18 protein-coding genes are annotated in these 20,737 nt (G+C 72.1%); 8 read left to right on the top strand and 10 right to left on the bottom strand.

Annotated elements, in window-relative coordinates; translation table 11 throughout:
- Positions 1-5 precede the first annotated feature (5 nt).
- From ACFQUZ_RS04650 to ACFQUZ_RS04670, 5 genes are read right to left on the bottom strand one after another with little or no spacing between them, the layout of a single operon-like run.
- On the bottom strand, positions 6-1,238 hold the full coding sequence (locus ACFQUZ_RS04650; RefSeq protein WP_377437923.1) for a Gfo/Idh/MocA family protein: 1,233 nt from the start codon (positions 1,236-1,238) through the stop codon (positions 6-8).
- A complete protein-coding gene (locus tag ACFQUZ_RS04655; protein ID WP_377437926.1) occupies positions 1,235-2,725 on the bottom strand; it encodes a mannitol dehydrogenase family protein in 1,491 nt (496 codons plus the stop codon). The genes ACFQUZ_RS04650 and ACFQUZ_RS04655 overlap by 4 nt, the downstream gene beginning before the upstream one ends.
- Positions 2,716-4,017, bottom strand: coding sequence for an enolase C-terminal domain-like protein (locus ACFQUZ_RS04660; RefSeq protein WP_377437928.1), 1,302 nt, complete (start codon positions 4,015-4,017; stop codon positions 2,716-2,718). Before ACFQUZ_RS04660 ends, ACFQUZ_RS04655 begins: the two co-directional genes overlap by 10 nt.
- Positions 4,014-5,444, bottom strand: a complete 1,431-nt coding sequence (uxaC, locus tag ACFQUZ_RS04665; RefSeq protein ID WP_377437930.1) for a glucuronate isomerase — start codon at positions 5,442-5,444, stop codon at positions 4,014-4,016. Before uxaC ends, ACFQUZ_RS04660 begins: the two co-directional genes overlap by 4 nt.
- A gap of 13 nt (positions 5,445-5,457) precedes the next feature.
- A complete protein-coding gene (locus tag ACFQUZ_RS04670; RefSeq protein ID WP_377437933.1) occupies positions 5,458-6,792 on the bottom strand; it encodes a Gfo/Idh/MocA family protein in 1,335 nt (444 codons plus the stop codon).
- Between the two features lie 250 nt (positions 6,793-7,042).
- Between ACFQUZ_RS04670 and ACFQUZ_RS04675 the strand changes: the two genes are divergently transcribed.
- The 7 genes from ACFQUZ_RS04675 to ACFQUZ_RS04705 all read left to right on the top strand — a co-directional run bounded on the left by ACFQUZ_RS04675 (position 7,043) and on the right by ACFQUZ_RS04705 (position 13,999).
- Positions 7,043-8,170, top strand: coding sequence for a LacI family DNA-binding transcriptional regulator (locus tag ACFQUZ_RS04675; RefSeq protein WP_377437936.1), 1,128 nt, complete (start codon positions 7,043-7,045; stop codon positions 8,168-8,170).
- Positions 8,171-8,188: 18 nt separating this feature from the next.
- Positions 8,189-9,538, top strand: coding sequence for an ABC transporter substrate-binding protein (locus ACFQUZ_RS04680; RefSeq protein WP_377437939.1), 1,350 nt, complete (start codon positions 8,189-8,191; stop codon positions 9,536-9,538).
- Between the two features lie 37 nt (positions 9,539-9,575).
- The gene (locus tag ACFQUZ_RS04685) at positions 9,576-10,556 is read left to right on the top strand and encodes a carbohydrate ABC transporter permease (protein WP_377437941.1); all 981 of its coding nucleotides are present in this window, start codon (positions 9,576-9,578) and stop codon (positions 10,554-10,556) included.
- 185 nt (positions 10,557-10,741) lie between these two features.
- Positions 10,742-11,503: a carbohydrate ABC transporter permease gene (locus ACFQUZ_RS04690; protein WP_377438159.1), complete on the top strand. Its 762-nt coding sequence runs from the start codon at positions 10,742-10,744 to the stop codon at positions 11,501-11,503.
- Positions 11,500-12,165: a hypothetical protein gene (locus ACFQUZ_RS04695; RefSeq protein WP_377437944.1), complete on the top strand. Its 666-nt coding sequence runs from the start codon at positions 11,500-11,502 to the stop codon at positions 12,163-12,165. The genes ACFQUZ_RS04690 and ACFQUZ_RS04695 overlap by 4 nt, the downstream gene beginning before the upstream one ends.
- The gene (locus tag ACFQUZ_RS04700) at positions 12,162-13,022 is read left to right on the top strand and encodes a PmoA family protein (RefSeq protein ID WP_377437947.1); all 861 of its coding nucleotides are present in this window, start codon (positions 12,162-12,164) and stop codon (positions 13,020-13,022) included. Before ACFQUZ_RS04695 ends, ACFQUZ_RS04700 begins: the two co-directional genes overlap by 4 nt.
- Entirely contained in the window at positions 13,019-13,999 is a 981-nt protein-coding gene (locus tag ACFQUZ_RS04705; RefSeq protein WP_377437949.1) for a sugar kinase, read from the top strand. The genes ACFQUZ_RS04700 and ACFQUZ_RS04705 overlap by 4 nt, the downstream gene beginning before the upstream one ends.
- 41 nt (positions 14,000-14,040) lie before the next feature.
- Here the strand turns inward: ACFQUZ_RS04705 and ACFQUZ_RS04710 are convergent, their stop codons facing one another.
- The 5 genes from ACFQUZ_RS04710 to ACFQUZ_RS04730 form a co-directional block, all read right to left on the bottom strand.
- Positions 14,041-14,559 (bottom strand): S26 family signal peptidase, encoded by a 519-nt coding sequence (locus tag ACFQUZ_RS04710; RefSeq protein ID WP_377437952.1) that lies wholly within the window; start codon positions 14,557-14,559, stop codon positions 14,041-14,043.
- A 12-nt stretch (positions 14,560-14,571) separates the two neighbouring features.
- Positions 14,572-16,404: an ABC transporter ATP-binding protein gene (locus ACFQUZ_RS04715; protein ID WP_377437955.1), complete on the bottom strand. Its 1,833-nt coding sequence runs from the start codon at positions 16,402-16,404 to the stop codon at positions 14,572-14,574.
- Between the two features lie 204 nt (positions 16,405-16,608).
- Entirely contained in the window at positions 16,609-16,803 is a 195-nt protein-coding gene (locus tag ACFQUZ_RS04720) for a hypothetical protein (RefSeq protein WP_377437957.1), read from the bottom strand.
- 133 nt (positions 16,804-16,936) lie between these two features.
- Positions 16,937-17,476 (bottom strand): TlpA disulfide reductase family protein, encoded by a 540-nt coding sequence (locus ACFQUZ_RS04725; RefSeq protein ID WP_377437958.1) that lies wholly within the window; start codon positions 17,474-17,476, stop codon positions 16,937-16,939.
- Positions 17,477-17,497: 21 nt separating this feature from the next.
- A complete protein-coding gene (locus tag ACFQUZ_RS04730; RefSeq protein ID WP_377437960.1) occupies positions 17,498-17,689 on the bottom strand; it encodes a hypothetical protein in 192 nt (63 codons plus the stop codon).
- A gap of 131 nt (positions 17,690-17,820) precedes the next feature.
- Here ACFQUZ_RS04730 and ACFQUZ_RS04735 point away from each other — a divergent pair, with 131 nt between their 5' ends.
- Positions 17,821-20,679 (top strand): BTAD domain-containing putative transcriptional regulator, encoded by a 2,859-nt coding sequence (locus tag ACFQUZ_RS04735; RefSeq protein ID WP_377437963.1) that lies wholly within the window; start codon positions 17,821-17,823, stop codon positions 20,677-20,679.
- Positions 20,680-20,737 lie beyond the last annotated feature (58 nt).

Consider the following 20,737-nt stretch of genomic DNA (forward strand, 5'->3'; position numbering starts at 1 on the left):
CCGGCTCAGCCGGCCGTCTCCCTTCCGGCCAGTGACACGCGGTAGGGCCGAACCGCCCACGGCACCGCCAGCTCCGACAGCAGCCGGCCGCGGTCCGCTGCGGTCCGCAGCAGGCCGTCGATGCCGCTGATCATGTGCACCCGGTCCACGCGGGGACCGGCGTGCCGCACCAGATCGCCGCCGAGCAGCACCGGTTCGGGCGCCCCGAGGACCGCCTCCAGCACCCTGGTGAAGCCGGCCGTGCGCGCCAGCGGTGCGATAAGCGGCACCCGCTCCGGGTCGGCGCGGTGGGCGAGCAGGTTGGCCAGCAGGCCGACCCGGCCGGGCACCGGCCGCAGCGCGTCCTCCCCGGGCAGCCACAACCGATCGGTCGGGTACTCCAGCACCGCGTCGCCGGCCGTACCACGGACGACGATCTCACCGGCGATGAAGCCCTCGGCGGCCAACGTGACCGCCACCAGCACCGGCGGCCCCGACCGGTTGGTCACCCGGATCGTGGCCGTGTCGTCCACCTCGATCGGCCTGACCCGGTAGCGTTCCAGCTCGACCCGGACCGGCACGGCCGGCTCGCCGGCCACACCCGCCGCGACCGCCAAGCCCTGCATCACGGCGTGCGCGAGCGGATTCGCCAACGCCCCGTCCGCCACCGGCCGCCCGTTCAGCAGTCGCCGCCCGGCCCACGGCGCCCGGGAATAGTAGGCGTCGCCCCGCTGCCAGGCCGCCACCGCGCCGATTCCGGTCACGGTGCCCAGCCGGCCGGCCGCGACCGCCGTCAGCAGCTCGACAAGTGCGGCCGACCCGAGTGCCTGGAAGCCCACCTGGCAGGCCCGCCCGGTCGCGTCGAGCATCGCGGCCAGCTCCCGATGCTCCATCATGGACACCACCGGTGGCTTCTCCAGCAGCAGGTCGGCCCCCGCGGCAAGCACGTCGAGCGCGAGCGGCAGGTGCGTATGCGGCGGCGTGCAGACCACCACCACATCCGGCCGGGCGCTGCGCAGCATCTCCCGGTGATCGGTGAAGATGGACACCTCGTCCGGCACCGCCGCCGCCGGGTCCGGCTCCACCGGCTGGATGTCGACGAGCGCGACCAGGCGCGCCTGTCCCGCGGCGTGCATCGGCGCGATCGCGCGGCGGTGCCAGCGACCGTGCCCGTTGGCGCCGATCACCGCCACCCGCGGCACGGCCGCGATGCCACCCTGCCCGGGGCGGCCCGCACCGTCCTTGCCGGGGCCGCTCACGCCGCCCTCGCCAAGGTCCCCGACACGCCGTACCGGTCGAGTTCGGTCAACCAGCCGATCACCGCGGCACGGACCTCGTCGTCCTCGGCCAGGTCCGGCGGGAAGACCTCGGTGAGGCCGAACAACGCCTCGGCCACCCCCGTCGGCGTGTCTGGCCGATCGACAAGCAAGGCGCGGATCCGGTCGGCCAACGGGTCGTCCAGCGGCAGTTCCGTGCCGTCGTCGGCCCGGCCCCGGACGTACCGCATCCAGGCCGCGACCACAAGCGTGGCCCATCGCGCCGGGGCGCCGGCCGACCGTAGGTCCGCGATTGTGTGCAGGACCCGCTGGGGCAGCTTCTGCGAGCCGTCCCCCGCCACCTGGCGGGTCTGGTAGCGGATCGCCGGGTTGGCGAACCGGTCGAGGACCTGATCGCCGTAGTCGATCACCGACACCTCGTCCGGCGGGGTGAAGCTGGCCGCCACGTCCTGCGCCACCAGCCGGCGGAGGACCGTGCTCAGGTGCGGCACGGCCAGCGCGTCGGCGATCGTCTCCCGGCCGGCGAGCGCGCCGAGGTACGCGGCGGCTGAGTGGACACCGTTGAGGGTACGCAGCTTCAACCGCTCCCACGGGCCGGCGTCGGTGGCCAACACCGCCCCGGCCCGCTCCCAGGCCGGCCGCCCGGCCGGGAAGTCGTCCTCGATCACCCACTGCCGGTACGGCTCGGCGGCGACGGCGGCCAGGTCGGTCACCCCCAGGGCACGGGCGGCGTCGGCGACCGTTGCCGGGGTGCTCGCCGGCACGATCCGGTCCACCATGGTGCCGGGGAACGTGACGTTTCGCCCCACCCAGTCCAGCGCGGCCGACGGAACCCTGGCGAAGGCCAGCGCCTGCTCCACGAGGCCCCGCAGCCGGTGCCCGTTCGCCGGCAGGTTGTCGCAGCTCACCAGGGCGAGCGGCCCGGAGTCCGCAGCGGCGCGGGCCAGCAGACCGCGGACCAGCAGGCCCGGCACGGTGCCTGGTGGCCGGTCGGCGCGGAGGTCCGCGACCACCGCGGCGTCCGGCCGGAACCGGCCGGTGGCCGGGTCGAGGTGGTACGCCTTCTCGGTGACGGTCAGCGTGACAACCCGGATCGACGGAGCGGCGAGCAACGTCACCACGGCCACCGGATCGCTGGCCGCGTGCCGTATCTCGGCCAGCGCCCCGACCACCCGGGTGTGGCATCCGTCGGGGGACAGGCTGGTCACGCTGAACAGGGCATCCTGGGCGCGCAGCGCGTCGGCCACCGCGGTGCTGCGCGGCGCCACGCCCACGATGGCCCAGTCGCCGCCGGCCACCGCCAGCGCGGCCTCGGTGTAGACAGCCTGGTGGGCCCGGTGGAAGGCGCTCAGCCCGAGGTGCAGGATGCCGGCCCGAACGGTGCCCGGCCGCACCAGCGGGCGACTCTCCACCGGCAGCCGGCGCAGCGCGGCCAGCCCCAACCGCGACGCCCCGACGGTCAGTGCCATGCCGGGCCGTCCGGGAATCGGAACTCCGCGACCGACTCCGGTCGCATCGCCGCGCTGTAGCCGGGTGCGGTGGGCGGCAGGTACCGGCCGTCCCGGGTGCGCACCGGGTCGACGAAATGTTCGTGCAGGTGGTCGACGTATTCCACCATCCGGCCGGCGAGGCTGGTGCCGACCCGCAGGTAGTCGAAGATCGCCAGGTGCTGCACGTATTCACAGAGTCCCACCCCGCCGGCGTGCGGGCAGACCGGCACCCCGAACTTCGCCGCCAGCAGCAGCTCGGCCAGCACCTCGTTCACCCCGCCGACCCGGCAGGCGTCGATCTGCATCACGCCGATCGCCTCGGCCTGGAGCAGCTGCTTGAAGATGACCCGGTTCGCGGCCACCTCGCCGGTGGCCACCCGGCACCGGCCACCGGTCAGCTCGTCGACCGCGCGGGCGATCCGGGCGTGGCCCAGCACGTCGTCGGCGTGCGTCGGTTCCTCGATCCAGTACGGGTCCACCTCGGCCAGCGCGGCCATGTTCCGGATCGCCTCGTCGACGTCCCACACCTGGTTGGCGTCCAGCATCAACAGCGCCTCCGGACCGATCTCGGCCCGGATGATCCGGGCCCGCCGCAGGTCGTCGGCGGGATCCCCGCCGACCTTCATCTTCATCGCCCGCCAGCCGTCGTCGTACGCCGTCCGGGTCAGCGCCCGGACCTTGTCATCCGGGTAGCCGAGCCAGCCGACGGAGGTGGTGTACGACGGGAAGCCGTCCCGGTCGAGCACCGCGAGCCGGTCGGCCATCCCGTCGCGTCCCTTGTCCAGGATCGCGGCGGCCTCGTCCGGCGTCAGCGCGTCGGTGATGTGGTGGAAGTCGACGCTGGCCACCAGCTCCGCCGTGGACATGTCGGCGAGCAGCCGCCACAACGGCTGGCCGGCCAGCTTCGCGCGCAGGTCCCACACCGCGTTGACCAGGGCGCCGGTGGCCATGTGGATGACCCCCTTCTCCGGGCCCAGCCAACGAAGCTGTGCGTCGGCGGTGAGCGAGCGCCAGAACGCCACCGGCTCGGCCACGATCCGCTCGACGGTGCGGCCGGTGACGTGGTGCGCCAGCGCCCGGACCGCGGCGCAGGTGATCTCGTTGCCCCGCCCGTTGGTGAAGGTGAAACCGGCCCCGGTCGGGCCGGCGTCGGTGCGCAACTCCACGTACGTCGCCGAGTAGTCGCCCCGGTTGATCGCGTCCGATCCGTCGCCCGCCGCGGCCGTCGGGAACCGGACGTCGTGTACGTCGACGGAGACGATTGTAGTCATGCCGGCCTCCCGAACTTGAAGACCCGCTTCGGCAGCCGGTACGCCAGGTCGGCGATGGTGTCGGCCGCCTCGTCCTCGGTGAGCCGGTGCTCGGTCACCAGCCGGGCCAGGTACGCGGCGTCCACCCGGCGGGCCACGTCGTGCCGGACCGGGATGGAGCAGAACGCCCGGGTGTCGTCCACGAACCCGGCCGTGTTGTAGAAGCCCGCCGACTCGGTCACCGACTCCCGGAACCGGCGCAGCACCTCGGGCGAGTCCAGGAACCACCAGGGCGCGCCGAGATAGACGGCGGCGTAGCCGCCGGCGAGCGGGGCCAGCTCGCGGCTGAACGTGTACTCGTCCAGCGTGTAGAGGACCAGCCGCAGCCGCGGGTCGTTGCCGTACGCGTCCAGCAGCGGCGCCAGCGCGTGCGGGTACTCGGTGGCCTGCGGCACGTCGCCGCCCACGTCCCGGCCGTGCCGCGCGTACAGCCACCGGTTGTGGTTGCGTACCGCTCCCGGGTGCAGCTGCATCACCAGACCGTCCTCGATGGACATCCGGGCGAACTCGACGAGCATGTGCGCCCGGAACGCCTCGGCGTCGGCCGGGTCGGCGAGGCCGCGCCGGCCCCGGTCGTAGAGCCGGGCGGCCTCCGCCGGGTCGAGGTCCAGGGTGCGGGCCGTCGGGTGGCCGTGGTCGGAGGAGGTGGCGCCGGCCGCGATGAACGCCTCCCGGCGCTGCCGCAGCGCCGCCAGGAACCCGGCGTACGTTCCGGTGTCCGTGCCGGTGACCTCGCCCAGCCGGTCGAGATTGCCGGCCCAGCCGTCGAACTCCATGTCCACTACGTTGTCCGGCCGGAACGTGGTGACCACCCGGCCGCCCGGCCCGCCCCATCCGTCGGCGGCCAGCTTGGCGTGCCAGCCCAGGTCGTCCAGCGGCGACTCGGTGGTGGCCAGCACCTCGATGTTGAACCGCTCGAACAGCGCCCGAGGCCGGAACTCGGGTTCGGCGAGCCGCGCCGCTACCTCGTCGTAGACGGTGTCCGCGGTCGCCGGTGACAGCGGCGTGGTCACCCCGAACACCTCGCGGAACGTCTGCTCCAGCCAGAGTCGGGACGGGGTCGCGCGGAAGAGGTGCCAGTGGTCGGCGAACCGGCGCCAGATCCGCCGGCCGTCCGTCTCCACCGGGCTGCCGTCCAGCGTCGGAACGCCCAGGTCCGCCGGCGGCACGCCCTGGCTGAGCAGCATCCGGGTCAGGTAGTGGTCGGGCACGATGATCAGCTGTGCGGGATCGGGAAACGGCCGGTCCTCGGCCAGGATCGCCGGATCGACGTGGCCGTGCGGGGAGATGATCGGTAACTGCGCCGCCACGGCGTACAGGCGCCGAGCCAGCGAGCGCTGGCCCGGTTCGGCCGGGAACAACAGGTCGGCGCGGGAGTCGGTGGGCACGGTGGGCGGCTCCTTAGCGATCAGGGAGGGTCAGCAGGTCGGCGACCCGGACGACGTGGCCGGTCTCGGCCGACCGGTTGGCGGCCAGGCCGGTGAGCAGGGCCAGGGCGCCGTCGCGCGCGGTCGCGGTGCGGCCGAGCGGGTCGGCGGCACCGCCGAACAGCACCCGGGTCATCCGGGCGTCCGCCCCGCCGTGGCCCTCCCGGGTGTGGCCGTCGACCGGGATCTGTCGCGGTGGCTCCCAGAACGGGCGCAGGGTGAGGCTCACCGAGCCGGACTCCGTCGCCGCCTCGTCCCCGTGCAGGGCGGCGCCCTTCAACGCCCCGGCCGCGGCCGGGCTGACGAAGTCGCTCTCCACCACCTCCAGCTCCAACCGGCCGCGGCTGCCGTTGACCATGACCCGGTAGCCCTCGTACGGGGCGTACGCGGTCAGGTGGTACGTCATGGTGGCGCCCGTGGAGTAGCGGGCGAGGACCGCCAGGTCGTCCTCGATGGTGACGCCGGGCGCGAAGACGTTGCGGTCGCGCCGGTAACCGTCCTCGACCTCGGCGTGGAGGTACAGCTCCCGCAGCCGCGGATGGTCGGCCATGCGCAGGGCGAACGGATCGTCCACCGCCGCGTCGGCTCCGTGCGCCCGGTCGTAGTCCCGGGCGTACCCGTGCCGACGGCCGGGCTCGCCGTAGAAGAACAGCCGGCCGGCGGCGTACACCTCGACCGGGGTGGCGTCCAGCCACCAGTTGACCAGGTCGAAGTGGTGGCTCGCCTTGTGTACCAGCAGGCCGCCCGAGTTGGCCTTGTCGCGGTGCCAGCGGCGGAAGTAGTCGGCCCCGTGCCGGACGTCGAGCAGCCACTCGAAGTGCACCGAGCCGATCTCGCCGACCGCCCCGTCGGCGAGCATCCGGCGCAGCCGTTCGTGCAGCGGGTTGTAGCGGTAGTTGAAGGCCACCCGTACCGTTCCGCCGGTCTCCGCCACCGCGTCCAGGATCCGCCGGCAGCGCGGTGCGTCGACGGTCATCGGTTTCTCGGTCACCACGTCGCGACCGGCCCGCAGGGCCGCCACGATGTACTCGTCGTGGGTGGCGTCGACAGTGGTCACCAGCGCCACGTCGACCCGTTCCTTGTCGAGCATGGTGACGAAGTCGGCGGCCGGATAGGTGGGCACCGGGGTCTTGCCCAGCTCGGCCAGCCACCGGTTGTGGGTGTCCATCCGGGACTTGTTGACGTCGGCGAACGCGACCAGCTCGGCGGTGTCGGCATGGTCGCGGACCAGGGCGCGGACGAACATCTCGGCCCGCGCGCCGGTGCCCACTATCGCGTAGCGGAGCCGGGCCGGGGATCGCGGTGGCATCGGGCGGTCGCCTCCCAGGGCTGAGCGAGACCAGGCTGCAAAGGTTTGCAGCGAAGTAACCACGGCGCCCCCGATCGCGTCAACGCTTCGGATCCAACCCGGGCTATACATCCTGATTCGTCGGTCTATGCCGCATCAGCGAAGCCGTGCAGACATCGAACCGAAACGGTGAGGCGTTGACAGCGGCGCAACCGTTTGCATTAATTGGCGGCACCTCGTGACCGTCGCCACACCGGACGGAGCAGCCCTCGTGCCAGCCACCATTCGGGACGTCGCCAAGGCATCCGGCGTGCACATCTCCACGGTCTCCCGGACCTTCTCGGCTCCACACCTGGTCAACCCGGAAACCCGGGGCCGCGTGCTGGCCTGCGCCGAGGAACTGGGCTACCGGCCCAACCGCGCCGCCCGCGCCCTGATCACGGGACGGACGCACAACGTCGGCCTGATCGTCGCCGACATCGCCAACCCGTTCTTCCCGCCCCTGATCAAGGCAGCGGAGCGGCAGGCCCGACTCCGCGACTACCACGTCTTCGTGGCCGACACGAACGAGGATCCGACCGCGGAGGAGGACCTGGTCCACGCGCTGGCCAAGCAGGTGGACGGGATCCTGCTGTGCAGCCCACGGATGAGCAACAGCCTGATCGAACAGCTCAGCCGGGAGGTGCCGCTGGTGGTCATCAACCGGCAGGTGCCCGGACTGCCGTGCGTCGTGATGGACGTCGGTCAGGGTGCCCGGTCGGCCGTCGAGCACCTGCTCGGCCTCGGGCACCGCACCATCGCGCTGCTCGGTGGCCCCCGGGGGTCGTGGACCAACCGGGAGATGCGGCGGGCGGCGAGCGCCGCGGCCCGCGCCGGTGGTGCCGACCTCGCCGTGCTCGGACCCAACCCACCCACCGGGATCGGCGGCAGCGCGCTGGCCGAGCAGGTCCGCCGCTCGGGTGCCTCCGCCGTGCTGGCCTACAACGACCTGATGGCGATCGGCCTGATCGAAGGGCTCGACGCACTCGGGGTCCGGGTGCCGCAGGACGTGAGTGTCGTCGGCATCGACGACATCGCGCTGAGCCGGCTCACCCGGCCCAAGTTGACGACGGTGGCCACGCCAACCGCGGCCGCCGGCCGGACGGCCGTCGACATGCTGCTGCAACAGGACGCCGGCACCTCCCGCGTCATGCGGGCCGGCCGGTACGCCGCGGCCGACGACCGTCGCACCACCGCCCAGGTAATGCTCCAGACCGAACTGGTCATCCGCGACTCGACCGCGCCGGTGCTCCGGAGCGGCCGTAACCCGTCCGGTGCCGGGCTGGCCGGCCCGGGTCCGCATCGCCCTGCGGACCCGGACCATCCGGTCGTGACCACCGGTGGGTCCGTCGCTTCCTGACACAAGGAGTGAGCGCTCATGCACCCCGCAACGTCCACCACCGCCGGCGCACCAGCCGGACCATCTCACCGTACCCTCGTGTCCCGACGCCGAACGCTGCGCGGTCTGCTCGCCGCGCTGGTCACGGTGCCGCTGGTCCTCGGATCCGCGGCCTGCGGTGCCGACTCCTCGTCGAGTGCCGACCCGAACGCGCCGGTCAAGCTGTCGGTCTTCTGGTGGGGCGGTGAGGCCCGGGCCAAGCTGACCGAGGACGCCCTCGCCCTCTACACCAAGAAGCATCCGAACGTCACGTTCGAGAAGACCTGGCAGGCCAACCAGGGCTACTTCGACAAGCTGGCCACCCTCACCGCCGGCGGCAACCCGCCGGACCTGTTCCAGATCGACGACAACTACCTCACCGAGTACGCGTCCCGGAACAGCACCCTCGACCTGACCTCGTACAAGGACGACGGGAAGTTGGACGTCTCGAAGTTCCCCGAGAGCCTGTGGCAGTACGGCATGGTCGACGGCAAGCTGGCCGGGATCGCCGCCGGGGAGAACACCCAGGGACTGGTCTACAACAAGACGCTGCTGACCCAACACGGCCTGCCGGAACCCACCACCGGCATGAGCTGGGAGGAGCACATCGCCTGGGCTGAGCAGGTGTCGAAGACGACAAAGGTGCCCGGGACCCAGGACCCGAGCGCGGTCGACAAGGCGTTCTGGATCTGGCTGCGGCAGCAGGGCAAGGACCTCTACAAGGGCACCGAACTCGGCTTCACCGTCGAGGACGCGACCAGGTGGTTCGAGCTGTGGAAGGGCGCCCGGGACCGGGGCGCCACGCCGACCCCCGACGTGATCCACGAGGGCAACGCCACCGACATCACCAAGCAACTCGTGGTCACCGGCAAAGCCGCCACCTCCTGGGTGTGGGTCAACCAGATGCCCGAGTTGAAGAAGAACACCAAGAACGAGTTGGGTGTGGTGGCCTACCCGGGCGATCCGAGCGCGCAGTGGGCGCGGGCGTCCATGTACTGGTCGGTGTTCCGCGGCAGCGAGCACAAGGACGTCGCCGTGGACGTCATCAACTTCATGATGAACGACCCGGAGGCCGCCAGGATCCTCGGCACCGACCGCGGCCTGCCGTCCAATATGGATATCCGGCAGGAGATCAGTGCCAATGTCACCGACCCGGCGATGAAGCAGTCGATCCAGGTCGAGACCGAGCTGGCGGAGAAGTTCGGCAAGGCGCCACAGGTCCCGCTCAAGGGACACAGCAAGGTCCGCAGTGAACTCACCAAGGCCGCCGAGAACGCGCAGTACGGCCGGGCCACCCCGGCCCAGGCGGCGGCCCAGCTCGTCGAAGCCTGCAAGTCGGCGATCGCCTGATCACGCCAGCGACGAACGCTCGGAAAGGAGCCGGCTGGTGGTCCTGACCACGGCGCCCGACCCGACCCGGCCCGGCACCGCGCCCGCCCCGGGCCACGCCACCCGGCGTGGACCGGGGCGGACCCGGGACGGCGAGGGCCTGGCCGGGTACGTCTTCCTCTCACCCTGGCTCGTCGGGCTGATGGCCATCACGGCCATCCCGATGCTGCTGTCGCTCTACCTGAGCTTCACCAACTACGACATCCTGACGCCGTGGTCCGAGGTGGAATGGGTGGGGTTGGCCAACTACGAACGGATGTTCACAAGCGATCCGTCGTACTGGCACTCGGTCCGGGTCACGCTGACCTTCGCGCTGATCGCGGTGCCGCTCAAACTGGCCGCCGCGCTGGCGGTGGCCCTGCTGCTCAACCGGACCTGGCGCGGGGTCGGGCTGTTCCGCAGCCTGTTCTACCTGCCGTCGCTGCTCGGCGGCAGCGTCGCGCTGGCCATCGTCTGGGTAAGCATGTTCAACCGGGACGGCGCGTTCAACTCCTTCCTGAGCCTGGTCGGGATCCAGGGCAAGCCCTGGGTCAACGATCCGGACTGGGCGTTGCAGACCCTGATGGTGCTGGCCATCTGGCAGTTCGGCGCCCCCATGGTGATCTTTCTGGCCGGGCTCAAGCAGGTGCCGACGGAACTGTACGAGGCCGCGGCCGTCGACGGCGCCGGGCCGATCCGCCAGTTCCGTGACGTCACGCTGCCGATGCTCTCCCCGGTGATCTTCTTCAACCTGGTGTTGGAGACCATCAACGGTTTCCAGGGGTTCACCGCCGCCTTCGTGCTCAGCAACGGCACCGGCGGGCCGGTCGACTCCACCCTCATGTACACGCTGAACCTCTACATCGCGGGCTTCACCGACCTGGAGATGGGCTACGCCTCGGCGATGGCCTGGGTGTTCCTGGTCGCGATCGCGGTCATCACCGTGGTCTTCTTCAGCACCGGCAGGTTCTGGGTGCACTACTCCGACGGGGAGCGGTGATGGCGACGGTTGCCCCGACGATCGGACCGGACCGCCGCGGTCCGGACGGCAACGGTCCGGACGGCAACGGTCCGGACGGCCGCCGACCGGTCCGCCGGGTACCCCCCGGCAGCCGGCAACGTCAGGTCGTCCGGCTGATCGTCCTGGTCCTGATCCTCGCGGTGGTGCTCTATCCGCTGTTCTGGATGATCGGCACCTCGGTCAAGTCGCAGGAGGAGATCGTCAGCAACATCGGCCTGCTGCCCGAGAAGTTCACTCCCGGCAACTTCGCCGACGGGTGGGCCAACTTCGATGTCAGCTTCGGCCGGTTCTTCCTCAACAGCGCCATGGTGAGCCTGCTGACCGTGGTCGGCAACGCGGTGTCCTGCCTGTTCGCCGCGTATGCCTTCGCCCGGCTGCGGTTTCGGCTGCGCGGCTTCTGGTTCGCCATCATGATCGGAACCCTGCTGCTGCCCGGTCACGTGCTGATCGTGCCGCAGTACATCCTGTTCCGCAGCCTCGGCCTGGTCGGCGGCGAATGGCCGTACCTGCCGTTGCTGATCCCGCAGTTCCTCGCCACCGAGGCGTTCTTCGTCTTCCTCATGGTGCAGTTCATGCGGGGCATCCCGCGCGAGCTGGACGAGGCCGCGAAGATCGACGGATCCACCTCGTACGGCATCTTCCGGCACGTCATCCTGCCGCTCAGCCGGCCGGCGCTGGTCACCACCGCGATCTTCTCGTTCATCTGGACCTGGAACGACTTCTTCCGGCAACTCGTCTACCTGTCCCAACTGGAGGACTACACCGTGCCGGTGGCGCTGACCCTGTTCATCGACTCGACCGGCCAGAGCGCCATCGGGCCGATGTTCGCCATGTCGGTGCTGTCGCTGCTGCCGGTCTTCCTGTTCTTCCTGGCCTTCCAGCGAATGCTCGTCGAGGGCATCAACACCAGCGGGTTGAAGGGATGACCGCCCACCGGCCGTTCGGGGTGGACGGACGGCTGCCGACGCCCTGGCCGGAACACCCGCCGGCCCCGTCGCGGCGGGACTGGCGGGACGTGCTGCGGGACGCCGCCGACCTCGCCCTCGTCGGCATCCTGCTGGTGCTCGCGGCGGCGCCGGTGCTGACCGCGGGTGCCGCGGCGGCGACGGCGAGCGCGGCGGTGCACGACTGGGTGACCGACGGGCGGTGGCCCGAGCCGCGCCGGATCGCCGCCCGGTTCGGCCGGGCGCTGCTGCCCGGTGTGCCGGTGACCCTGCTGGCGCTGGCCGTCGGCACCCTGCTGGTCATCGACATCGCCGCGCTGAGCGCCGGCCGGGTTCCCGGCGGCGGGCCGGCGGTGCTCGTCACGGGGTTGGTGACGGCCGGGCTGGCCGGGTACGCCGCGCTGGTGGTGGTCGAGGTCGGGCGCGGTGGTGGCCAGGGTTGGCGGGCCGCCGCCCGGGCCGCCGCCGGGACCTGCCTCTCTCGGCCGGTCACCTGGGCCGCCGTCACCGGCGTCGGGCTCGTCGCGGCGCTGCTCGCCGTCCTGATCACCCCGGCAGCGGTGCCGATCCTCGCCGGGTACGCCCTCGCCGCGACGCACGCGGTCGCCGCCCGCGCCCGGGTCGCCCACCCGGAGCACCCGTGACCAGCGGCGACGAACCCCGGCTCGCCGTCGGCGGGATCGAGGTGGCCCGGTACGTCGTCGACCCCGACCTGGACCCGACGCACGGACCCCGTCCGTACCTGCACCCCGTGCGTACCCTGGCGGGCACGGTGGTGACCGACGCCCTGCCGGCCGACCACGTGTGGCACCTCGGTGTCTCGCTCGCGGTCCAAGACGTCAACGGCACCAACCTGTGGGGCGGCAGAACCTACGTCCGGGGCACCGGTTACACCTGGCGCTCCGATCACGGGCGGATCGCGCACACCGCCTGGGAGACGCGCACTCCACGACGGCTGGCGCACCGCCTCGAATGGCGGACGCCGGCCGGGGACGTGCTGCTCACCGAGCGGCGCACGGTGGCCGCGGTGGCGCTGCCGGACCGGCGGGGGTGGGCGCTCGACGTGGCGTACACGCTGACCGCGCCGGACCGGTCGGTGACGATTGGCAGTCCGGCCACCAACGGCCGCCCCGGCGGCGCCGGCTATGGCGGCTTCTTCTGGCGGGTGGCGGCCGGCGCCCCACCGCGGATCTTCACCGCCACATCAGCGGGTGAGGCCGCGGTCAACGGCACCGCCGAACCGTGGGTCGCGCTCGCCGGCACCGACACCGGCGACGCGAGCTACACTCTCGTGTTCACTGGCCTGGGTCCCGGCGACCGGTGGTTCGTCCGGGGCGCGATGTACCCGGGGGTGTGCGTGGCGTTCGCCTTCGACCGGCCGTACGTGCTGGCGGCCGGCGCCGAGCGGCGGGGACGGCACCGGGTGGCGGTGGTCGACGGCGACCTCGACCCCGTGGCCGCCGGCCGGATCGCCGCCCAACTCACCGGATCGGCCCGATGACCGGCATCGGGACCGGCGGGACACCCGAGGTGGTGACCGTGGGCGAGACGATGGCGGTGCTCGCCCCGGATCCGGGGGTTTCGCTCACCGACGCCGAGCGCGTCACGCTCGGCGTCGGGGGCGCCGAGTCCAACCTGGCGGCCACCCTGGCCGCCCTGGGACACCGGGTGGCGTGGGTGAGCCGGGTGGGCAACGATCCGTTCGGGCGGAGGATCCTCCGGCGGCTCGCCACCGACGGCGTCGACATCGACCTCGTCGATGTCGACCCGGTCGCGCCGACCGGGCTCTACGTCAAGGAGCCGGGGTCGGACGGGACCCGGGCGCACTACTACCGGACCGGGTCGGCGGCTTCCCGGCTGAGCACGGACGTGCTGCGCCGGCCGCGGCTGACCGGGGCCCGACTGCTGCACCTGACCGGAATCACCGCCGGACTGTCGCCATCCTGCCTGCGCCTTGTCGAGCACGCCATGACGGATCGGCCGTTGGCAGGGGCCATCGTCAGCTTCGACGTCAACTACCGACCCCGGCTGTGGCAGGACCGGATGGCCGGTGACCTGCTGCTGCGCCTCGCCGACGCGGCCGACGTGGTATTCGTCGGGTTGGACGAGGCGCGCACCATCTGGGGCGCCGTGGATCCGGCCGAGGTCCGCCGGCTGCTGCCCGGCCCGGCGACCGTGGTGGTCAAGGACGCCGCGGTTGGTGCCACGGCCCTGCCCCGGCACGGGCCGGCGACCTTCGTGCCGGCGTTGCGGGTGCCGGTGGTGGAACCGGTCGGTGCCGGCGACGCGTTCGCGGCCGGCTACCTGTCCGCGCTGCTGCGCGGTCTCGGCGAGGTCGCCTCCCTGCGACTCGGGCACCTGCTCGCGGCCCGGGTGCTCGCCGTGCCCGGGGACAACGCCGCGCCGCCGGACCAGGATCGCCTCGCCGCCCTGATGACCCTGCCCGACCACGAATGGTCAACCCTGACCGGGGTCTGAGCGCCTTCCGTATTCCGCGATCTGGCGGGTAGGCAGATCCACTATGTACCGACCTGCCCGCGCTCGCGCGAGCCGCGACTACCGCGTGCCCCGCCCGCCGAGCCCGACATGGGGCGGATCGGGCCGAGGATGCGGTCGGCGGGTACGAGGCCGAAGGCACGGGAGTCCACGCTCTGCCGCCGGTTGTCGCCGATCAGCACGAAGTGTCCGGGCGGCACGCGGGACGCTCCCGCGTTGGACGTGCCGACCAGTTCGGCAGGCAGCGGGTCACCGGGAACGGCGACCGCCCGCTTCACGATCCACCGCCGGTCCGCGCTCGGAGCCGCGCGCGCCGACAACGGCGTGGTCCGCCAGACGCCCGCGTCCGGGTTCTCGGCCACCACGATGTCACCGGTGCGGATCTCCCGGGCCCGGATCCGTCGGACCAGCACCCGCTCACCGGGCCGGAGCGCCGGCAGCATGGACGGACCGTCCACCGTCACCAGCACCCACCGGCGGCGGAGGCCGGCCAGCAGGAGGCCCAGCGCCAGCCCGGCCAGGCCGGTGAGCACCAGCGGCATCCGCCACCCCCGTCAGGCCGCCGCCGGCTGGTAGCCGGCGGCCTGGAGGTTGAACAGCCGGGCGTACGCTCCCTGCGCCAGCAGGAGTTCGTCGTGGCTGCCCTGTTCGGCGATCACCCCGTCGCGGAGCACCACGATGTGATCGGCGTCCCGGACGGTCCCCAACCGGTGCGAGATCAGCAGCGTGGTCCGTCCCTGGCGCAGCTCGCGGAGCCGTCGGTGCAGGTCAGCCTCCGCCTCGGCGTCCAGGCCGGAGCTCGGCTCGTCGAGGATCAACAGGTCCCGGTCGGCGCGCAGGAACGACCGGGCCAGCGCCAGCCGCTGCCACTGGCCACCGGAGAGCAGTACACCGATGCCCGGCGCGGCGTGCTCAGCGGACTCGGCGAACAGCCGGCTGAGCTGCGTCGCGTACCCGCGGGGGAGGGCCGCCACGGTGTCGTGCGCGCCGGCCCGCTCCGCCGCGGCGACGATCCGTTCGGTGTCGTCCAGCGCGGCGCTGTCACCCACCCCGATGTTTTCCGCGGCGGACAGGTCGTAGCACATGAAGTCCTGGAACGTGGCGCCGATCCGGTCCCGGAGCTGGTTGATGTCCAGCTCCCGGTAGTCGACCCCGTCCCAGCGCACACTGCCTCGGCTCGGATCGTAGAACCGGGTCAACAGCTTCACCACGGTGCTCTTACCGGCTCCGTTGAGCCCGACGAGTGCGACTGTCCGGTCGTACGGGATGGTCAGGTCGACGCCGCGTAGCACCCACGGGTGGTCGTCGCTGTACCGGAACCAAACGTCGCGCAGCTCGATGGCGTCCCGCAGCGGGGGGACCGCTACCGGCTCGGCGGCCAGGGCCAGGTCCGGCGTGGCGGCGAGAACCTCCCGGTAGTGGGCGAATCGGAGCAGGGACTGGTGGGCGTCGGCGAAGCGGCTGATCCCGCCCGCGACGGCCCCCTGCACGCCGGCCACCGCGGCGATGAAGAGGGTTACGTCGCCGATGCCAAGCCGACCGGAACGGGCGGCCTGGACGGCCCAGACCAGGCCGGCGCCGGCGATGGCGGCGGCCGCGATCGTCAGCCCACCCTGCACCAGGACCTCCTGGCGGTCCATCCGCCGGTTCGCCGCGTTGAGCGCTCGTAGCTCCCGGAGCATCCGCCCGCCGAACAGGTCACCGAGATTGAACAGGCGGATCTCCTTGGCCGCCGCCAAACCGGTCAGCAACTCGGCGTAGAAGTACTGGCGCCGCTCGGTCGGGCTGAGCGTCCACAGTAACTGGGCCCGCTGCCGGGACAGTCGCAGTTCGGCCTGGGCGGTGGGCATGGCGGCCAGCATGAGCACACCCACCATCCAGGGATTGAGCAGGGCCAACGTAGCGGCGAAGCCGGTCACCGTGACGACGCCGCGGAGGAGTTCCAACCCACCACCGGCCACCGCGATCGGGCTGTTGCGACCGGCATCGTCCGCCAGGTTCAGGTGGTCCCGGAAGGCCGGGTCCTCCAGCCGGCCGATACCGGGCAACCGGTTGACCGCGGCGTACATGTCGGTCTGTGCGCGGAGCCCGACGGCCCGCCGCCACTCCGCGCTCACGTACCGCTGGAAGTGCGGCAGTGCGGCAACCGCCACCCCTGCGACGGCGAGCCCGGCGGCCAACCCGACAACCGTGCCCAGCGAACCACCCCCGGGGCTGGCGAGCCGGTCGACGATGAGTTTGGTGAGCAGACCAATGCCGACCGGCAGAAGACCGGTGACTATGGACAGCGACAGCTCGGCGAGGGCGATTCCCGGAGCCGATCGGTAGGCGAGGCCGATGGCGGCAGTCACCAGCCGGCGGTCCACACGTTGGACTTCCGGCGTCATGAGCAGACGGTCGGCGCTGGCGCGATCCTGACCGCCCCGGTCAGCGCCGGATCGGGCGGACCCGACGGGCGTGTCCGGGCCACCAGGTTGCTGAGGCATGGCACGCGAACAGTACTCCTTCGCCTGGAAAAGCGGTCCGCCCCCGACAGCCGGCCGAGAGTACTCTCGGCCGGCTGTCGGATCCCCGGTATCTCCTACCCACAGCTAACACACGTGGGTGGTGGTGTAGCAGTTGTAGCACTTGCAGTTGCTGTTGGTGAAGCACGTGCAATACCGCTCGACGCCCTTCCAGCAATCCTTCCGCTGGTAGGTGTAACCGCAGTCGGCAGCCGAGGCCGTCGCCCGCGGAACGACCAGACCGAGCAGTCGGTCTGCCATCTCGTTCACGATTCGCAACATTCGATCACCTCCCTTCATGTGTACGGCGGCCATCGTCGGCTTCCCAACTGGGCAGCGACGAGACGCCTGTTGGACGTGCCCCCTTGACCGGGGGAACGATCGGCCGGCTGGTTTCCCTCCGTGCACGTCGACGTCACGCGGCTGTCAGGGTCGGCAGGCCGGTCCATCCGCTGCCGCTGTGCCGGACGTCGCCGGACGGGTCGAGCAGGCACCAGGCGGGAAAGGCGGCAACCTGGAATGCGCCAGCGACGCGCCCACCGGCACCGTCGACCACCACCCGGCTCACCTCGGCGAGCCGGGTGGCCATCTCAGTTGTCTCCGGACCGTCCGCTCCCACCACGGTGAGGACCTGGCTCCGTCCCCCGGGGAACTCGGCCGCCTCCACCAGGAACTGGGGTAGCGCCTCCACGCACGCAGCACAGTCCGGAGAGAAGAAGGCGACAAGCACCGATCCGGTCAGATCTGCCCGGCGTACCGGCTTACCGTCGGTGTCCGTGGCCGCGAAGTCGCCAGGCCGCTGGCCGGTCTCGATGATGCCCGGCCCGGATCCGGCCGGGCCGGCGGCCAGCCGGGTCGAGTGTTCCCGCAGCCGGCGGAGGACCCCGAGGGTGAGCAGCAGGTTGAGGACGCCGATCGCGCCGACCAGTACGACGGCGGTGATGAGGTAGGGCACGATACCGCTCCTTGGGATTGCTCAGCAACGACCGCTGGTCCGCCAGGGGCCGCACACGCAGTTGCTGTTGGTCCAGCACTGTCGGCGCAGGTAAACGCCGTCCTCGCACTTGGACTCGTAACGTGGCGACCCGCAGTCAGCCGCGGAGGCCACGGCCTTCGGCGCGACGAGGTCGAGGAGCCGGTCGCTCAGCACGGTGACGATTCGCAGCATGTGCTTTCTCCTTCTGGTCGGTACGACAGCCATCGTCGATCTTCCGATTGGTCAGCGACTGGATGCAGAATGGACGGTCGAGCGTCCGGGTGCCGCCGTCGGTGCGGTGCCGGGACGACGGGGGAGGCGCGGTGCGGCCGGTCGACGGGTCGGGGGAGTTACGGCTGTGCCTGCTCGGCCGGGTGCGTCTGTGGCAGGACGGGACCGAGCTGCCGGTCGGCCCACCGCAACGACGGGCGGTGCTGGCGCTCCTCGCCCTCGCCGAGGGCCAGCCGGTCGGTCGCGACGAACTGGTGGACGCGCTGTGGCCGACCGACCCGCCGCCGACGGTGAGCAACGTCGTGCAGACCCACGTGAAGCACCTGCGCCGCCTGCTGGAACCGGACCGGCCGGCGCGCGCCAGCAGCCGACTGCTGCCGTCCGTCGGCACCGGGTATCGCCTGGCTGTGGGTCCGTCCATGGTGGATCTCGACCTAATGCGGTTCCGCGAACGGGTGGCCGAGGTCCGGGTCGCGATCGGCACCGGCGATCACTCGCGGATCGGGGAGGCGACCCGTCGCGCCCTCGACCTGTGGCAGCCGCCGCTGGCGGACCTGCCGGCGCTCGGCGCCCATCCGCGGGTCGCCGCGCTGACCGCGGAGGCGCAGTTGCTCCTCTCCTGGCACGTCGACGCGGCCATCCGCTCGGGTCGGGCCGAGGACGTGTTGGCCCTGGTGCGGGAGCAGGCCCGGAGCCGGCCGCTCGATGAGCAGGCCCAGGCTCAACTGATGCGCTGCTACCTGGCCGTCGGTCGGCGGTCGGAGGCATTCGCGGTCTACGAGGACACCCGGAAACGGCTGGTGGACGAGCTGGGCGTCGACCCCGGCACGGTGCTCGTCGAGGCACATCGGGACGTGCTGGAACCGGAGCGGATCACTGCTCCGGCCGGGACGCCAGCGTCGGCACCGGTACCGGCCCAGCTACCACCGGACACGCCGGCGTTCACCGGACGGGTCGGACCGTTGCGGTGGTTGGACGACCTGCTGGACATCCGTTCCGACGGAGCGCCGCTGGTGGCTGTGGTGACCGGAACCGCCGGGGTCGGCAAGACCACCCTGGCGGTGCACTGGACGCACCGGGTCGCCGATCGGTTTCCGGACGGGCAGCTCTACGCCGACCTCCGGGGGTTCGACGCGGGCGTCGGACCGATGCGGTCGGACGAGGTGGCGCGCAGTTTCCTCGCCACGCTCGGCGTGTCGCCCGACCGCATTCCGGCGGACCTCACGGCCCAGGTCGGGCTCTACCGTAGTCTGCTCGCCGGCCGGCGGATGCTGATCCTTCTCGACAACGCCCGCCTGGCTGACCAGGTCCGCCCGTTGCTGCCCGGCTCGGCTGGCTGCCTCGTCCTGGTCACCAGCCGCAACCAGCTACCCGGTCTGGTCGCGGCGGGAGCGCGACCGCTCGACCTGGACCTGATGACCAGCACCGAGGCCCGGCAGATGTTGATCAGCAGGATCGGGTCGGAGCGGGTGGGGCGCGAGCCGGAGGCCATCGGCCAACTCGCCGCCGCCTGTGCCCGGCTGCCGCTGGCCCTGGCCATCGTGGCAGCGCGGGCCAGCACCCAGCCGCAGCTTCCGCTCGCCGCGTTGAGCAGCCAGATCCGCGCCGGTGACGGCGACCTGACGGCGTTCGCCGACGAGGACGAGGCGTTCGACGTGCGGGTCGTCTTCTCCTCGTCGTACCGGGTGCTCAGCGCGGAGGCGGCGGCGCTGTTCCGGATGCTGGGCCTGCATCCCGGGCCAGACATCGCGATCACCGCGGCTGCCGCTCTGGTCGACGTCCCGGTGCACAAGGTCCGTCCGTCGCTGGCGCAACTGGCCCGCGCGCACCTGGTAGTCGAGCACCGGCCCGGACGCTTCGGATGCCACGACCTGCTTCGCGCGTACGCGGCGGAACTGGTGCGCGAGGTGGACCCGGAACCGGTCCGGCGAGACGCGCTGCGCCGGATGCTCGACCACTACGTGGCCTGGGCCGCGACCGCCGACCGGCTGATATCGCCGTACCGGCATCCCGGGCCGGCACCATCCCGGCCGGGGAGCGGTTCAGGCGACGCCGACGGGACGCCGGAGGCCCCCGCGCCGGACGAGGCCGGGCCGCCGGGTGACGCGGACGCCGCGTTCGCGTGGTTCGCCACCGAGCACCCGGCGCTGCTCGCGTTGATCGACCAGGCGATCGAGGCCGGTCTCAACCGGGAGGTGTGCGAGCTGGCGTGGCACCTGACGTCCTTTCTCGACCGGCGGGGGTACTGGCACGACCAGGCGGCGGTCCAGCGGATCGCGTTGACGGCGGCGGACCGCCTCGGTGACCGGGCGCTGCAGGCGCGGACACACCGCGGCCTCGCCCGGGCGTACACCCGGCTGGGCAGGCACGAGGACGCGGGCCGGGAGCTGCGGCAGGCGCTCGACCGGTTCGAGGCGCTGGGGGACGACGCCGGCCGGGCCAACACCGAAATGAGCCTCGCCGATTCCTGCGAGCGCCGCGGTCACCACCGGGAGGCGCTCACCCACGCGCAACGGGCCCTGGCGTTGTACGAGGGTGCCGGATACCGGCCTGGCCAGGCCAACGCCCTCAACGCGGTGGGCTGGTGCCACGCGTTGCTCGGCGACCACGCGCGGGCGTTGACCTACTGTACGCGGGCGTTGCGGTTGCACCAGCGTCTCGGCGACCGCCGGGGCGCCGCTGACACCTGGGACAGCATCGGGTACGCCAACCACGGGCTGGCCCGGTACGGACCGGCTGCCCGCTGTTTCCAGCGGGCCGTCCTGCTGTTCCGGGAGGTGGGTGACCGGTTCGCGGAAGCGATGTCGCTGCTCCGGCTCGGCGATACCCACCAGGCGGCCGGCGACGCGGACGCCGGTCGGGTCGGTTGGTCGCAGGCCCTGGAGATCCTGACCGAACTGAACGATCCACGGGCCGCCGAGGCCCGGCGCCGGTTGGCCGACCACCGGTGACCTGGCCGTCGACTTTGGTCGGCCGGGCGCGGGGCTGATGGCCGTCGCGGGCGCCGTC

The organism is Plantactinospora sp. GCM10030261 (assembly GCF_042666615.1).
Classification (GTDB): domain Bacteria; phylum Actinomycetota; class Actinomycetes; order Mycobacteriales; family Micromonosporaceae; genus KBS50.